This window comes from Pseudomonas sp. MIACH, from assembly GCF_001269925.1.
GTDB lineage: Bacteria > Pseudomonadota > Gammaproteobacteria > Pseudomonadales > Pseudomonadaceae > Aquipseudomonas.
In genome coordinates this window covers 12,625-27,980 of the sequence record NZ_LHVO01000062.1, presented here as the reverse complement: position 1 = coordinate 27,980, position 15,356 = coordinate 12,625, and the positions used below count along the sequence as shown (strand labels likewise).

The window sequence follows — 15,356 nt, the reverse complement described above, 5'->3', positions numbered from 1 at the left end:
AAATATTAAATCTTAAAAATCAGTGAGTTATTTTAAGTTTGATAAGCGATGTATTGCACAGCAACGATAACGCCACTCCTGCTCTTTTTGTCGACACCACCGCGCCTCTGCAGATACTGCTCGATGCCGCGACATATCGACTTCGCGCCGTCACCCAAGTCCTGGAGAACCTCGCACTACGCAGTGAAATCAGCTGCGATGCCGTTGTTCTGAGCGATTTTGCATTGCTCTGCTCAATCCCTCTGCGAGTCGGATGCGATTTGCTGGATGTCATAGGGCGACGGATGGATACACCAAGCGAATGATTTGAATCAGGTTAGTGTTTCAAACCCCAGAAATCACAAAACCCCTGGTTTCTCTCGAAACCAGGGGTTTTGTTTACATCGAATTTGGCGGTGAAGGAGAGATTCGAACTCTCGATACAATTTCTTGTATACACACTTTCCAGGCGTGCTCCTTAAGCCACTCGGACACTTCACCGTATCTCGTCAAACCAGTTCAGTCTGTCGAGGCGCGCTAATGTAGTCGAAAGCCTTTCTGATGGCAAAGGTTTTTTTCAGAATTTTCATGCGGTTAGACGGCTATGCCGGTAGTCGCCCGGCAAGGGGTGGTGATTCTGCCATTCTTGGGCATGGGCGGCCTGCGGCTGGGGCGGGTGTTGCGCCCTGCCTCAGGCCTTCCAGCGCTTCCCCTGCGGGAAAAGTCTGACTGGGCAGTCAGTCACGGCGCTTTACCGGGGCGGGCGTGGTGGGTAACGTCTGCGCATGCGCCTTTATAAACAGCCTCTCTATAACAAATCCTACAAGGAACCGCGTCATGAGTGAGTTGATTGCTTACCACCTCGAAGACGGTATCGCGACCCTGACCCTGAGCAACGGCAAGGTGAATGCCATTTCTCCGGATGTGGTCAGTGCGTTTAATACAGCGCTGGATCAGGCTGAGAAGGACCGCGCGGTGGTGGTGATCACCGGCACGCCGGGGATTCTGTCGGGTGGTTATGATTTGAAGGTGATGACGGCCGGCCCTAAAGAAGCCATCAGCCTGGTGACGTCGGGTTCGACGTTGGCGCGTCGCCTGTTGTCGCACCCGTTCCCGGTGATTGTGGCGTGCCCTGGGCATGCGGTGGCCAAGGGGGCTTTCCTGTTGTTGTCGGCCGATTATCGGATTGGTGTCGAAGGCCCGTTCAGCATTGGGCTGAATGAGGTGGCGATTGGCATGACCATGCACCACGCCGGTATCGAGTTGGCGCGTGACCGCCTGCGTAAATCGGCGTTTCATCGGTCGGTGATCAATGCCGAGATGTTTGACCCGCAAGGCGCGTTGCAGGCCGGCTTCCTCGACAAGGTGGTGGCACCTGAAGAGCTGCAGGCGGCGGCGCTGGAAGCGGCACGTCAGTTGAAGAAACTGAATATGAATGCGCATAAGCAGACCAAGCTGAAGGTGCGTAAGGCGCTGCTGGAAGCCTTGGACGAGGCGATCATTCAGGATCAGGGCCATATCCTGAGTTAAGTCCTACAACCGAAACATCAAAGCCCGATCTTGCATCGGGCTTTTTCTTACAAATGAATCAGAAACGTCCTTAGCCGCTCTAGCCTGCCCATGTTGGCATATGTTGAAACATGCGCTTAAACATCGCCCATCTCCTACCTCTTTAGGGGCAATTGCCGAATTCAGTGCACGTCCGTACACTGCGCCACCTTTTGTCCCGATGGGCCGTGTTGATGCTTTTTCTGTTACGTATGTTGTTGATGGGCCTGCACTTTATGATCGCCGGTGTGCTGGGCGTTCTGCTCGGGGTCTGCCGCCCGTTCAACCCGGACAACAGTCGCCTGTGCGCACGCCTCTATGCGCTGCCGGCCATGTGGATGCTGCGGCTGAAGGTGAAGACCGATGTCGACTCCCTGCGCAACAAGCCCGGCACGTGCGTGATCATCGCCAACCACCAGTCCAACTATGACCTGTTTGTGCTGGGCACCGTGGTGCCCCATCGCACCGTGTGTATCGCCAAAAAGAGCCTGAAATGGGTACCGCTGTTCGGCCAATTGTTCTGGCTGGCGGGCAATGTGCTGATCGACCGCGGCAATGCGCACAAGGCACGTCGCGCGATGCTTACCACCACTCATACATTGCAGCATCAGGACACCTCGATCTGGGTGTTTCCGGAGGGCACGCGCAATCTGGGCAAAGGCTTGTTGCCGTTCAAGAAAGGCGCGTTTCATATGGCCATCGCCGCTGGCGTGCCCATCGTGCAGGTGTGTGTCAGCAATTACGTCACCCATATGCGGCTTAATCGCTGGAACAGTGGTGATGTGCTCATACGTTCATTGCCGCCCATTCCTACCATTGGCCTGACGGTAGATGACATCCCGCAGTTGATGCAGACCTGTCAGGTGCAGATGGACGAGTGCATCACGGCCATGGACCGCGAATTACAATCTGCCTGAATACCTTTTGCGGGGCGCCTCGCGGGCCAACGCAAGCAAGCTTGTGCTCGCCACAAAAAGCAGGCGTGCGCAGCAGAAACAACGGAACGTCATTCAGGCTAAGCTGCCCAACACCTGTCCTCCTAATAAGAAGTGATCAGCACCATGGGTAGAGTTGTTGCGGCCGCCGTGTACAGCGCCGGTAAGAAAGTCACTGATATCACCCTTGACGAAGGCGCGGCCTGGGCCGCCAAACCCGATCACTTTGTGTGGATCGGCCTGGAAGAGCCCAACGCCCTGGAGCTGGCCAACCTGCAACGCCAGTTCAACCTGCATGAATTGGCCATCGAAGACGCCCTGGAAAAACACAGCCGGCCCAAGCTGGAAACTTTCGGCGACGCGCTGTTTATCGTTACCTACTCACCGGTGCGCGAGAACGGCAAGCTGGAGTTTATCGAGACCCATATCTTTGCCGGTAAGGGCTACATCATTACCGCGCGCAATGGTCACTCGGCGTCCTACGGCTTCGTGCGCCAGCGTTGTGAGGCGCGCCCGCTGTTGCTGGAGCATGGGGAAGATTTCGTACTCTATGCGCTGCTGGATTTCGTCACCGAAAACTACCAGCCAGTGAGCGAGGCGATCCACGCCGAGATCGATGAGCTGGAGCGCAACGTGTTGTGCAGCTCGTTGAGCGAACGCGATATCCAGAAGATCCATGGCCTGCGCCGCGATGTACTGCGGCTCAAGCGCTATGTGGCGCCGATGGTGGAGATCAGCCAAGAGCTGCAGAAGTTGAGCTTCCCGTTTATCGACAAGAACATGCGCCCGTATTTCCGCGATGTGCAGATCCACGTGACGCGGCAGATGGAAGACCTCACCACCCTGCGCGACATCGCCAGCCAGACCATCGAGATCGGTGTGTTGCTTGAGGCCTCGCGCCAGAGCGTGGTGCAGCGCAAGTTTGCCGCATGGGCGGCGATCCTGGCGTTCCCCACCGCAGTGGCGGGGATTTATGGGATGAACTTCCAGAACATGCCCGAGCTGCAATGGCACTACGGCTATTTTGCGGTGCTCGGGTTTATTGCGTTCGGTTGCACGGGCTTGTGGGCCAGTTTCAAGCGCTCGGGCTGGCTTTAAACCCGGGCCTCAGGCTTGTGCGCCACGAAACGCATCATCCATTCCGCCACGGTCACACCGTGGTGGTCGCGCGCCAGGCTGGCTACGCCGTTTGTGTAGATTTTTTCGCCCAGGGTTGTCTGAAGAATCTCCAGCAACTCGCGGGAATAGTCATGGATAAATTCCGGATGCCCCTGGAAGCACAGCACCTGGTCGCCGATGTGGTAGGCGGCGAACGGGCAAAACTCGCTGGAGGCGATGACCGTGGCATTGTCCGGCAAGGTGGTGACCTGGTCCTGGTGGCTGATCAACAGCGTCAGCTCTGGCACTTCAGGGCTCATCCACGGTGCCTTGGCATCGAGTTTGTAGTCGTGAATGCCCATGCCCCAGCCCTGCCCGGCGCGCTCGGCCTTGCCGCCCAGCAGCAGCGCCAGCAATTGGTGGCCGAAGCAGATGCCGAGCAACTTGTCGCCGCGCTCATAGCGTTCGAGCAGGTAGGTCTTTAGGGTCTGGATCCATGGGTCGGTGCCGAAGGAATCGGCCTTGCTGCCGGTCACCAGGTAGGCATCGAACACTTCGTCGTCCGACGGGTATTCGCCCTGCACCACGTTGTACACCACGAACTCGGCGGCAATCGGCTGTTTGGAGAACAGGCGCTTGAACATCTGCCCATACCCTTGGTACTGATCGATCAAGCCTGGACGCAGGATATCGGTTTCCAGGATACAGACGCGTAGCGACATAAAAAATACCTGACACGGTGATGGGAATAATGCACACCCCAGAGCCTGCCTTGAAATACCCCTCCAAGGCAAGCCCCGCAGGATGCTCTTTGATCACCGAAATACTTCAGCTCGTGCGGCTTTATCGAGCAACAACGCCGGCGGCGAGAATCGCTCCCCATACTGTTCGGCCAGGTAGCGGGCGCGGGCGATAAAGTCGTTGAGGCCGTACTGGTTGATAAACTGCAAGGCGCCACCACTCCAGGCGGCAAAGCCAATCCCGAAGATCGACCCCACGTTGGCGTCCGCGGTGGACATCAACACGCCCTCCTCCACGCAGCGCACGGTTTCGATGGCCTGGATAAACAGCAAACGGTCGCACACATCCTGCGCTGAAATCTGCTGGTCGGCTCGCTCAAAGCGCGCTTTCAACTCAGGCCACAAATGCTTCTGCCCGCCCGCCGGGTACTCGTAGAAACCGCCCCCCGCCGCCTTGCCCGCGCGTTTGTACTCGTTCACCAACAGATCAATCACCACCGTCGCCGGATGGCTCGGCACTGTTTTACCTTCCGCTTGCAGATCCTTGGCAGCCTGCTGGCGGATATGGCTCATCAGGCTGAGGGATACTTCGTCGGACACCGCCAACGGCCCCACCGGCATACCCGCCTTGCGCGCCTCGGTCTCGATCATCGGCGCAGCCACGCCTTCGCCCAACATGGCGATGCCTTCATTGGTGAAGGTGCCGAACACCCGCGAGGTGAAGAACCCACGGCTGTCGTTGACCACGATCGGAGTTTTCTTGATTTGCAGGACGAAATCAAAACCTCGGGCCAGGGTTTCGTCCGAAGTGCGGGCGCCCTTGATAATTTCTACCAGGGGCATCTTGTCCACCGGGCTGAAGAAATGCAGGCCGATGAACTTGCCTTGATCCGGCACCGCCGTGGCCAGGCCGCTGATGGGCAAGGTGGACGTGTTGGAGGCGATCACCGCGTCGGCACCGACCACACTGTGTGCGGCAGCCGAGACCTTGGCCTTGAGTTCACGGTCTTCGAACACGGCCTCGATGATCAGGTCGCAGCCGACCAGATCAGTATCTGAAGCCGTAGGATGAATCCGCGCGAGGGTGCTTTCGCGCTGCTCGGCGGTCAATTGCCCACGGCTGACCTTCTTGTCCAACAGCGCCGCCGAATGTGCCTTGCCCTTCTCGGCGGCTGCCAGGTTGATGTCCTTGAGCACGACTTCGATGCCCGCACAGGCGCTGACATAGGCGATGCCCGCGCCCATCATCCCGGCGCCGAGCACTCCGACCTTACGCGTCACGTAAGGCGCAAAGCCCTGAGGCCGCGAGCTGCCGGCGTTGATTTCATTGAGCTGGAACCAGAAGGTGCCGATCATGTTTTTCGCCACCTGCCCGGTGACCAATTCGGTGAAGTAGCGGGTTTCAATCAAGTGCGCGGTGTCGAAATCCACCTGCGCGCCCTCCACGGCGGCGCAGAGGATTTTCTCCGGGGCCGGGAAGCAGCCATGGGTTTTGCTGCGCAAAATCGACGGTGCGATGGCGAGCATTTGCGCAACTTTCGGGCTGGACGGCGTACCGCCGGGAATCTGATAGGTCTTGTTGTCCCACGGCTGCTTTGCCTGCGGATTGGCGAGAATCCAGGCGCGGGATTTGGCCAGCAGCTCCGTGCAATCCGCCGCCAGCTCATCGACCAACCCGGCTTGCAGCGCTTGCTGTGGCCGGACTTTTTTGCCTTCGAGCAAATACGGCAACGCCTTTTCCAAGCCCAGCATGCGCACCATCCTCACCACGCCACCGCCGCCTGGCAACAGGCCAAGGGTGACCTCCGGCAAACCGAGTTGTACCGACTTGTCGTCCAGCACGATGCGGTAATGACACGCCAGGCAGATCTCCCAACCACCGCCGAGGGCTGCGCCATTGATCGCGGCCACCACCGGCTTGCCGAGGGTTTCCAGGCTGCGCAGTTGTGCCTTCAACACCAGGACGCTGGCGTAGAAATCCTTGGCGTGGGCCTTGTCGACCTTGATCAGTTCATTGAGGTCGCCGCCGGCGAAAAAGGTCTTCTTCGCCGAGGTGATAACCACACCGGCAATGTCGTCCTTTTCCGCTTGCAGGCGTGCGACGGTGGCCGCCATCGCCTCACGGTACGCGGCGTTCATGGTGTTGGCGCTCTGGCCGGGCATGTCGAGGGTCAGCACCACGATCTGGTCCTGGCCTTTTTCGTAACGAATGGCATCGGTCATGACAAATTCCTTGGGCTCAGAGACGTTCGATAATGGTGGCGATGCCCATGCCGCCGCCCACACACAGGGTGGCCAGGCCGTAGCGCTGCTGGCGCGCCTCCAGTTCGTCGAGCAGGGTGCCGAGGATCGCGCAGCCCGTGGCGCCCAGCGGGTGGCCCATGGCGATGGAGCCGCCGTTGACGTTGACGCGCGCGGCGTCGATGCCCATGTCCTTGATGAATTTGAGCACCACCGAGGCAAAGGCTTCGTTGACCTCGAACAGGTCGATGTCTTCGACGCGCAAACCGGCCTTGGCCAGCGCTTTACGGGTGGCCGGCGCAGGTCCTGTGAGCATGATGGTCGGGTCGGTGCTGGTGACGGCCGTGGCGACGATGCGCGCCCGAGGTTGCAGGCCCAGCTCGCGGCCCTTCGCTTCGGAGCCGATCAACATCAACGCGGCGCCGTCGACGATGCCGGAGCTATTGCCCGGTGTGTGGACGTGATGAATGCGTTCCACATGGCTGTAGACCCGCAATGCGGTGGCGTCGAAGCCCATCTGCCCCATCATTTCGAAGCTGGGCTTGAGCTTGCCGAGGCCTTCGAGGGTGGAATCGGCGCGAATGAATTCATCATGGTCCAGCAGCACAATGCCGTTCTGGTCCTGCACCGCGATCAGCGACTTGTTGAAGGAACCGTCTGCACGCGCCCTGGCCGCTTTCTGCTGGGACTGTAGGGCAAAGGTATCGACGTCCTCGCGGGTGAAACCTTCCAGGGTGGCGATCAGGTCGGCGCCAATGCCCTGGGGCGTGAAGTGGCTGTGCATATTGGTCTGCGGGTCAAGCACCCAGGCCCCGCCATCGCTGCCCATGGGCACACGGGACATGGACTCCACGCCGCCGACCACCACGAGGTCCTCGAAGCCGGAACGCACTTTCATCGCGCCGAGATTGACCGCTTCCAGGCCCGAGGCGCAGAAGCGGTTGATCTGTACACCGGCGACACTGATGGCCCAGTCCGCCACCAGGGCGGCGGTCTTGGCGATGTCGGCGCCCTGGTCGCCCACCGGGGTGACGCAACCGAGCACGATGTCATCCACCTGGTGGGTGTCGAGGTCGTTGCGTTGCGCCAGCGCCGTGAGCAGGCCGGCCACCAGATTTACCGGCTTGACGCTGTGCAGGGCGCCATCGGCCTTGCCTTTGCCGCGGGGCGTGCGTATCGCATCAAAGATCAAAGCTTGGGTCATGACGTCCTCGAACCATTGCGCAGTAGTGCCCTTACCTTAGGCCCGATTGACACGGTTTCAATGACGGATGCGCTCATTGCTTTTGACCGCCATGCTCGGACGAACGGTAGGCAACTAAGGTAATTGCTGGATTAATCGTTTTAGCTGTCTAGCCAAGGTATTGGCGCCAAGATGGCGATATGCCTCATGCCTTTTTAAGCTGAAATCCTGATTAAGTAATATGAAATGGATCTAAGCCGCGCAGAACGACGGCTCTAAGGTTCAATCAGTAAGAAGTTGCTGCCGGGTTTTGCTGGAGCAACTGTAAGAAAAGCGACACGTCACCTTGCGATACTGAAATACACCGGCACGCATTTGACGCTCAGGAATAACAACAAAAGGCAGTCAGCCATGTTCAAACATTCGAAAGTACGTCAGGCGGGACTTATTCTGTTCGCCACCACATTGATTCTGATTTTGCCCAACCTGACCAAGATCATTGGGTGAACCCTCCGCCCCCCTATTCTGTGCTTCAGAATTACAGCTTTTGGCAGCACCTGCCGGGACTTCGTGCATAGCGATCCTGTTGCAGGGGCTGCCTTTTTACACGCGCGTTTCCGGTATCGTGGGCCCTATCGCCACTTAACACGGGGCCGCCGTCTTGAAACCGATCTTCGCATTCCTTGCCTTGTTGCTCACCCTGCCCGCCTCGGCGGCGCAATTGACCGTCGAGCTGGATCACTCCCGCAAGACGTGGGAAACCGCCGACCTGCTCAAGCATCCGGAGGCGCAGACGGTGCAGATCGTCGATGACGTTTCCTACAAGCGCAACATGACCTATCGCGCAGTACCGCTGGCAGCGCTCCTAGCGGGTCTTAAGCCGGATGACCACCTGCAAGCCGTTGCCCTGGATGGATTCGCCGCCGAACTGACGGCCACCCCCTTGCTGCAAAAAAACGGCGCCCGCGCGTGGCTGGCCGTGGAGGACCCGGCCCACCCCTGGCCCCCATTGGCAGACGGCAAGCCGAGTGCCGGGCCGTTCTATCTGGTGTGGACCGATCCTCAGGCCGGGCATATCAGCCCGGAGCAGTGGCCGTTCCAGATCTCCGCGATCAAGCAGTTGAAGACGGTGGCTGAACGTTTTCCGGCATTGTTGCCCGACCCGACGTTGGCGGCTGATGATCCGGTCAACCAGGGCTTTGCGCTGTTCCAGAAGAACTGCCTGGCCTGCCATCGCCTTAATGGCGCCGGCGATGCGCAGGTGGGGCCGGACCTGAATGTGCCCTACAACCCTACGGAATATTTCAGCGGCGACTTCCTCAAGCGCTATATCCGCGACCCGCAGAGCCTGAGGCATTGGCCACAGGCGAAGATGCCAGCGTTCGCCGCCAGTGTGTTGCCTGACAGCGAGCTGGAGTTGCTGGTGGGGTATTTGAAGCATATGGCGGGGCGTAAGCAGCCCTGAACCTGAACACGGCTCCTACAGTCGACCGGCTGTGTTCTGAGTCATTGCTGCTGGACCGAGATCACCGGCGTCGGCGCCACGAACACCTTGGCATGCATCTGCTCATGCCCACCGCCACGGCGCATACCGCGCACCGGGCAGGCGTCGAGGTAGTCCAGGCCCACGGCGAGTTTCAGATGCCGCTCGGGCCGGGCCAGTTGGTTGGTCACGTCAAAGCTGTACCAGGCGTCATCCAGCCAGGCTTCAGCCCAGGCGTGGCTGGCCAGGTGGGTGCTGTCTTCCGTGTACAAATACCCCGACACATACCGCGCAGGAATGCCCAGGCTGCGCGCGCAGGCCAGGAATGCATGGGCGTGGTCCTGGCACACCCCCGCGCGCCCTGCGAAGGCCTGGGCGGCGCAGGTGTCGACTTCGGTGGCACCCGGCGTGTAGACCATCGACTGGTTGAGGGCGTGCATCAGGTCGATCAAGGCCGTGCGATCACGACGTTGGTGGCAATGCTGTTGTGCAAAGGCGCGCAAGGCTTCATCGGCCTCGGTCAGGCGGGTGGAGCGCAGGAACGGAAAAGCTGACTGGCTCTCGTGCTCGGCCTCGCGCAACTCATCGATATCCACCTGGCCACGGGCGCCGATGATGATGGCGTCGTGGGGTTCGTCCAGGGTCAGCACATGCAGGATGTTGCCGAACGGGTCGATCTGCGCGCGCACCGGGCGCGGCAGGTCCAGTTGCCAACTGAGCACATGCTGGCGCTCGCTGTCGTGGGGCGTGAGGCGCAGGTACTGGATGCTGGCGCGAACCTGGTCGTCGTAGTGGTAGGTGGTTTCGTGGCTGATGGAGAGTCTCATGCCGCCTCCAGGTAGGAACTGTAGATGGCGTCGCCCAACTGGCGGACCAAGGGGATAAAGTCGGTCAGCCAGGCATGCAGGCCTTCCTCAAGGATTTCATCAATCGCGGTAAACCGCAGCCGCGCGTCCATCTCGGCCGCCAGGCGCTGGGCCGGGCGCCCGTTGATGCCGGGCAGGCTGGCGAGGATCTGGTCGATCTCTTCGCTGCAGGCCCGCAGGGAGCGCGGTACATCGGCGCGCAACAGCAACAGCTCTGCGACTTGTCGGGCTCCGGGGGCGTCGCGGTAGATCTCGGTGTAGGCCTCGAACGACGATAGCGCGCGCAGCAAGGCACTCCATTGATAGTAGGCGTGGGCGGTGCCATCGGTGACGGCGTCGGCCTGGTCGCCGGCCATTTCATAACGCGCGTCCAGCAGGCGCAGGGTGTTGTCAGCGCGTTCGATAAACGTACCCAGTCGAATAAAACGAAAGGCGTCATTGCGCATGATGGTGCCGTAGGTCGCCCCCCGGAACAGATGGGAACGCTCCTTGACCCACTCGCAGAAGCGGCTCATGCCATAGCGACTGAGGCCCTGCTGTGAGATTTCGCGAATATCCAGCCAGGTGGCGTTGATGTTTTCCCACATGTCGGCAGTAATTCGCCCACGCACGGCATGGGCACTGGCCCGCGCGGCGCCCAGGCAGCTGTAAATACTGGCCGGGTTGGCCGCATCCAGGGCGAAAAAATGCAGCAGGCGTTCGGCGTGCAATTCGCCGTGACGTTCGCGGTAATCATCCAGCGTGCCGGTGATCAACAGCGGCATGGCCAGTTCGTGCAAGCCATCACCGCGCCCATCCTGGGGCATCAGCGACAGCGAATAACTGACATCGAGCATGCGCGCGAGGTTTTCCGCGCGCTCCAGGTAGCGCGACATCCAGTACAAATCCGAGGCAGTTCTACTCAACATGGCATCAGTCCTCGACCACCCAGGTGTCTTTGGTGCCGCCACCCTGGGACGAATTGACCACCAGCGAACCTTCACGCAGCGCGACACGGGTTAAGCCGCCGGGTACCACACGGGTTTCCTTGCCGGACAACACAAACGGGCGCAGGTCGATATGGCGCGGCGCAATGCCGTTTTCGACAAAGGTCGGGCAGGTGGATAAACACAGGGTTGGCTGGGCGATATAGGCGTGGGGCTTGGCCTTGATACGCGCGCGGAAGGCTTCGATTTCCGCTGCCGTGGACGCTGGCCCCACCAGCATGCCGTAGCCGCCTGAGCCTTGGGTTTCCTTCACCACCAGGTCAGGCAGGTTGGCCAGCACGTGGGACAATTCGTCGGGCTTACGGCATTGGAAGGTGGGAACGTTCTGCAGGATCGGTTCTTCATCCAGGTAAAAACGGATCATCTCGGTGACGAAGGGGTACACCGACTTGTCATCTGCTACCCCGGTGCCGATGGCATTGGCCAGTACCACATTGCCGGAGCGATACGCCGCCAGCAGGCCGGGCACGCCGAGCATGGAATCCGGGTTGAAGGCCAGCGGGTCGAGAAATGCGTCGTCGAGGCGACGGTAGATCACGTCCACGGCTTTGGGGCCGTCGGTGGTGCGCATGAATACGCGGTCGTCGCGCACGAACAAGTCGGCGCCTTCCACCAGTTCAACGCCCATTTCCCGCGCTAGAAAGGCGTGTTCAAAGAACGCGCTGTTGAAGCGCCCCGGGGTCAGGACCACCACGCTGGGGTTATCCAGGGGGCTGGCGCTTTTCAGGGTATCGAGCAGCAGGTTGGGGTAATGATCGATCGGCGCGATGCGCTGGGCGGCGAACAACTCGGGGAACAGGCGCATCATCATCTTGCGGTCTTCGAGCATGTAGCTCACGCCGCTCGGTGTACGCAGGTTGTCTTCCAGCACGTAGTAGGTGCCGTCGCCATCGCGTACGAGGTCGACTCCGGAGATGTGGGAATACAGGTCGCGGTGCAGGTTCAGTCCCTGCATCGCCAACTGATATTGCTCGTTGGCCAGTACCTGTTCGGCGGGAATGATCCCCGCCTTGATGATGCGCTGTTCGTGATAGAGGTCGGCGAGAAACATGTTCAGCGCCTTGACCCGTTGGATACAGCCACGCTCCACCATCCGCCATTCACTGGCGGGAATGCTACGCGGGATAGTGTCGAAGGGAATCAGGCGCTCGGTGCCCTGTTCATCACCGTAAAGCGTGAAGGTGATCCCGGCGCGGTGAAACAGCAAATCGGCTTCGCGCCGGCGCTGGGCCAGCAGTTCAGCAGGGGTTTCGGCCAACCAGCGGGCGAACTCGCGGTAATGGGGACGAACCTGGCCTGCCCCATCGTACATTTCGTCGTAATAAGTGCGGATCATGCCGAACTCCTTGTCACCCGGACGCAAGAACCATCGCAAGGCCCGTGCCAGCGGCATAAACACTTAAAAATCAGTGAGTTAAATATAAGCGAACAGCTGATCGCACCGTCCTGGTGCGCAGAATGCCCACTGCACTGCTGCACGCTTCATGGCGACGCAAGCTTTGGCTATCAACAGCATAGTCAGAGTTGATTTCACTGCCCGTCCAAGCCTGCGGATAATCCCCCTCATCAGCTGAACAGGACGTGTCCTACAGCTTTAACCATCGCGCAATCGGTACCGTAATAGCTCGTGTACCGACCGGCTCCTCCGGTCTTCCCTTTGGGCCACCCTATTCGGGTGGCCTTTTTTTTGGTGCTGGAAAGTGCAGCGCAAGTTCCACAAACTTTCATCCTGCCCAAACAAAATCGGCCGACCCTGAGGTCAGCCGATACGCTGTGTTGCTCATACAGTCGCGCTACATGGGTAACCCACGCACCTCCTGCTTGACGCCCCATCCTTCGATGATCCCGCCCAGCGGCTCGACCACCGCTTCAAAGTCCTGCTCGAAGTCTCCTATGCCGTCGTAGGTTGCGAACATGATCTTGCTCAGTTCCAGGTACCAGGCGCCATCGTCGCGCGCACTGACCTGGGCATTCAGGGACTCGCCACGAAATTCACCCGCAGCCCTGCGCGCACGTTCCTCATCCGGGAAAATGGCGTAGAACTCAATGGGGTGGAAACGTGAAAAGTCGAAACCGCCTTCTTTCATGCGGCGCAGAACGTTGGTGCTGATGTCTTCTTGATAGGCTGTGCTCATGAAACGTCCTCCTAAAACCGATGGATAGACTTTCCGTGCTTCCCAAAGCCCGCGCGCTGAAGACGCGGGTACCACGGCAACAACATCACCACGGGAAAACAAGCATGTAGCTGACAAGACCAGACCTTAGCGATTCATTCGCTGATCTCACTTGCAGAGTAGCGCGAAGCTATCACCTCCACCAGAGGTGCTTGAAGGGCAGAAAGGGAATGTTCAGGCGGCGGGCGAGATGTCGAGGATCTGGATACTGTTCTGGTCTTTGAGGATCTTCACCGTAGGCTCAGGCTTGCGGCCCTCAAGGTCATTGAGGTCGAGTTCGGCGGCCACGGGCACCAACTTGTTGCGAATCATGTGCGCCGCATCTTCGAGGCTGGGCTTCTGCTCGCAGGTGAACTGCTCCACGGACTGTACGCCGTGATCATCAACAAAGGTAATCTGCCACGTTTGCATCGGTGCCTCCTCGATAAAACCCGTGTGTGGGCTTACAACTATCTGGACCTTGAGGGCTGGGCAAACGTTCCACTCAAGTCAGGAGGCACTCGATCAACCGGGTTTATTTTTCAGCGTGTTCCTTCAAGGCTTTCAAGGTGTTGAACGGCGCGTCCACCACGAATTTGTTGGCCAGCCACGATGGCACGCTACCGCCTGGCTCAGTGTGTACCTGATAGGTGACTTCTGTCTCATTGGCGCCTTTGGGCACCAGTTTCCAGAAGCCCTCGACCTGGGCGACACGCACGTAGCCTTTTTCTTCGGGCTTGTAGGTCGGCACGCCCTGCAACTTGCGGGTTACGCTGCCGTCGGCGTCCTTGTTGGTGGTGACATGGATATACGAGTCACGGTCGGTCACCGGGAACGGCGCCTTGAACTGGGTATAGGTCCAGGCCTCATCGCCCTTCTTGTCGACCAGTTTCTGGGATTTGCACTCATGAATCCACGAACAGGCACCGGCCACATCTTCCTGCAGGGCCTGGATCTTGGCGACAGGTGCCTTGATCACGGTCACACCGCGATACGCCTTGTACTTGGAGCCGGCAACTTCGCTCAGGGACACCTTGATACCGTCTTCATCCTTGGCGACTTGCCAATCCTCAGCCTGGGCAGTGGCAGCAAATAACAGCGTAAAACCGCACAGCACAGCCAGTCGTTTCAGCGAACCCATTGTTGTATTCCTTATTGTTGAAGTTCCGATAGTAAAGCCCATCAAGCCGCCGTCATCTGCTCCCACCAGCCGATCAAGCGGATCGCATCGGCCTGGTCGGTGCCGCAGACATCGATATCCGCCTTGAAATCACTGCACACCGCCGGGCGTTCCGGCTGGCCGAACAGTTGGCACAGCTGTTCGACCGAGAGGTGCAGGCAGCGTTCACCCGCCGGTTTGCCATTGGGCATGCCGGGTAAGGGCGAACTGATAGAGGGGGCGATGCAGCAGGCGCCACAGCCTTCACGGCAATTCATGACCAGCAGGTCCTCGACGACTCAATAGGGATGGCCGGGCTAGAGTACGCCCTTAAACAGCCGTTTTAAAATGGTCTAACAGGAGTTTTTCGCACAAAACAAAAGTGACCGACCGGTCTGCGACAGATGGTCGATGGTCGGCGTCACTTTGTAGAAAAAATTTACTGCTTGAACTCGAATTCCAACGCAGCGCCTTCCACATCACGGCGCTCTTCGTTGCGCAATTGCAGCTTCATCTCATTGCTGAGCAAACGGCCGTTGATTTGGAACGCACTGTTGTCGGTAGGCTTTTCACCGAACATCGGCGGCAACAATGGCACGCTTTTGGGCTTGGGCATTGTACCCAGAGGCTGCAAGTGCCTGATCATGTCCGAAGGCAGGGACAAATCCAACTGTGCCGGTGGCAGTTTGGTCTGCGCTACTTCTTGGGCTGACTTGTTTTTTTTCGCCGTCGACGCACGTTTTTTCGCCGCGGCGGTTGGCTTCTTGGCGGCGGGTGCTTGTTTGGCGGGACTCGGTTTTTTTACCGGGGCATCCTGCTGGGTATTGGCAGCGGGCTTGTTTTCAGCCACAGGTGACGCCGCCAGCACTGTACTGACGTTACACAGGCTTAACAGGCCAATCACCAAAGCAGCGCGAACAATCGAGGTCATATTGCCTACAGCATTAACGGCAGAGGGTCATATGCTCGCTTGTTGTGCGCGGCA

The 15,356-nt window shown here is 59.2% G+C and carries 16 protein-coding genes and 1 tRNA gene; 5 read left to right on the top strand and 12 right to left on the bottom strand.

Going from position 1 to position 15,356, the window contains the following annotated elements; all coding sequences use genetic code 11:
* The first annotated feature begins 38 nt into the window (after positions 1–38).
* Positions 39–305: a short-chain dehydrogenase gene (locus AD670_RS32095; RefSeq protein ID WP_082341054.1), complete on the top strand. Its 267-nt coding sequence runs from the start codon at positions 39–41 to the stop codon at positions 303–305.
* Positions 306–390: 85 nt separating this feature from the next.
* Here AD670_RS32095 and AD670_RS26830 read toward each other — a convergent pair.
* A tRNA-Ser gene (locus AD670_RS26830) sits at positions 391–480 on the bottom strand.
* Positions 481–816: 336 nt separating this feature from the next.
* Here AD670_RS26830 and AD670_RS26825 point away from each other — a divergent pair.
* From AD670_RS26825 to AD670_RS26815, 3 genes are all read left to right on the top strand, one after another.
* Positions 817–1,509: a crotonase/enoyl-CoA hydratase family protein gene (locus AD670_RS26825; RefSeq protein ID WP_053139443.1), complete on the top strand. Its 693-nt coding sequence runs from the start codon at positions 817–819 to the stop codon at positions 1,507–1,509.
* Positions 1,510–1,721: 212 nt separating this feature from the next.
* Positions 1,722–2,444: a 1-acyl-sn-glycerol-3-phosphate acyltransferase gene (locus AD670_RS26820; protein WP_053139441.1), complete on the top strand. Its 723-nt coding sequence runs from the start codon at positions 1,722–1,724 to the stop codon at positions 2,442–2,444.
* Between the two features lie 144 nt (positions 2,445–2,588).
* Entirely contained in the window at positions 2,589–3,560 is a 972-nt protein-coding gene (locus tag AD670_RS26815) for a magnesium and cobalt transport protein CorA (protein ID WP_053139440.1), read from the top strand.
* On the opposite strand, the gene AD670_RS26810 is transcribed toward AD670_RS26815, so the two are convergent.
* The 3 genes from AD670_RS26810 to AD670_RS26800 form a co-directional block, all read right to left on the bottom strand.
* Entirely contained in the window at positions 3,557–4,282 is a 726-nt protein-coding gene (locus AD670_RS26810; protein ID WP_053139437.1) for an amidotransferase, read from the bottom strand. The genes AD670_RS26815 and AD670_RS26810 overlap by 4 nt on opposite strands.
* A 93-nt stretch (positions 4,283–4,375) precedes the next feature.
* Positions 4,376–6,523 (bottom strand): 3-hydroxyacyl-CoA dehydrogenase NAD-binding domain-containing protein, encoded by a 2,148-nt coding sequence (locus AD670_RS26805; RefSeq protein WP_053139435.1) that lies wholly within the window; start codon positions 6,521–6,523, stop codon positions 4,376–4,378.
* Positions 6,524–6,539: 16 nt separating this feature from the next.
* A complete protein-coding gene (locus AD670_RS26800; protein ID WP_053139433.1) occupies positions 6,540–7,745 on the bottom strand; it encodes an acetyl-CoA C-acetyltransferase in 1,206 nt (401 codons plus the stop codon).
* Positions 7,746–8,385: 640 nt separating this feature from the next.
* Between AD670_RS26800 and AD670_RS26795 the strand changes: the two genes are divergently transcribed.
* Positions 8,386–9,189 (top strand): cytochrome c, encoded by an 804-nt coding sequence (locus tag AD670_RS26795; RefSeq protein ID WP_053139431.1) that lies wholly within the window; start codon positions 8,386–8,388, stop codon positions 9,187–9,189.
* A 41-nt stretch (positions 9,190–9,230) separates the two neighbouring features.
* Here AD670_RS26795 and AD670_RS26790 read toward each other — a convergent pair whose 3' ends face one another.
* The 8 genes from AD670_RS26790 to AD670_RS26755 form a co-directional block, all read right to left on the bottom strand.
* Positions 9,231–10,034, bottom strand: coding sequence for a transglutaminase family protein (locus AD670_RS26790; protein ID WP_053139430.1), 804 nt, complete (start codon positions 10,032–10,034; stop codon positions 9,231–9,233).
* The gene (locus tag AD670_RS26785) at positions 10,031–10,981 is read right to left on the bottom strand and encodes an alpha-E domain-containing protein (protein WP_053139428.1); all 951 of its coding nucleotides are present in this window, start codon (positions 10,979–10,981) and stop codon (positions 10,031–10,033) included. Before AD670_RS26785 ends, AD670_RS26790 begins: the two co-directional genes overlap by 4 nt.
* Positions 10,982–10,985: 4 nt before the next feature.
* Positions 10,986–12,395, bottom strand: coding sequence for a circularly permuted type 2 ATP-grasp protein (locus AD670_RS26780; protein WP_053139427.1), 1,410 nt, complete (start codon positions 12,393–12,395; stop codon positions 10,986–10,988).
* Positions 12,396–12,852: 457 nt separating this feature from the next.
* Complete coding sequence (locus AD670_RS26775) at positions 12,853–13,194, bottom strand: ribonuclease E inhibitor RraB (RefSeq protein ID WP_015885395.1); 342 nt, start codon at positions 13,192–13,194, stop codon at positions 12,853–12,855.
* A gap of 213 nt (positions 13,195–13,407) precedes the next feature.
* Positions 13,408–13,644 (bottom strand): hypothetical protein, encoded by a 237-nt coding sequence (locus AD670_RS26770; RefSeq protein ID WP_053139424.1) that lies wholly within the window; start codon positions 13,642–13,644, stop codon positions 13,408–13,410.
* 103 nt (positions 13,645–13,747) lie between these two features.
* Positions 13,748–14,353, bottom strand: a complete 606-nt coding sequence (locus AD670_RS26765; RefSeq protein ID WP_053139422.1) for an START domain-containing protein — start codon at positions 14,351–14,353, stop codon at positions 13,748–13,750.
* A 41-nt stretch (positions 14,354–14,394) separates the two neighbouring features.
* Positions 14,395–14,649 (bottom strand): YkgJ family cysteine cluster protein, encoded by a 255-nt coding sequence (locus tag AD670_RS26760; RefSeq protein ID WP_017527406.1) that lies wholly within the window; start codon positions 14,647–14,649, stop codon positions 14,395–14,397.
* 161 nt (positions 14,650–14,810) lie between these two features.
* The gene (locus AD670_RS26755) at positions 14,811–15,302 is read right to left on the bottom strand and encodes a hypothetical protein (RefSeq protein WP_053139419.1); all 492 of its coding nucleotides are present in this window, start codon (positions 15,300–15,302) and stop codon (positions 14,811–14,813) included.
* Positions 15,303–15,356 lie beyond the last annotated feature (54 nt).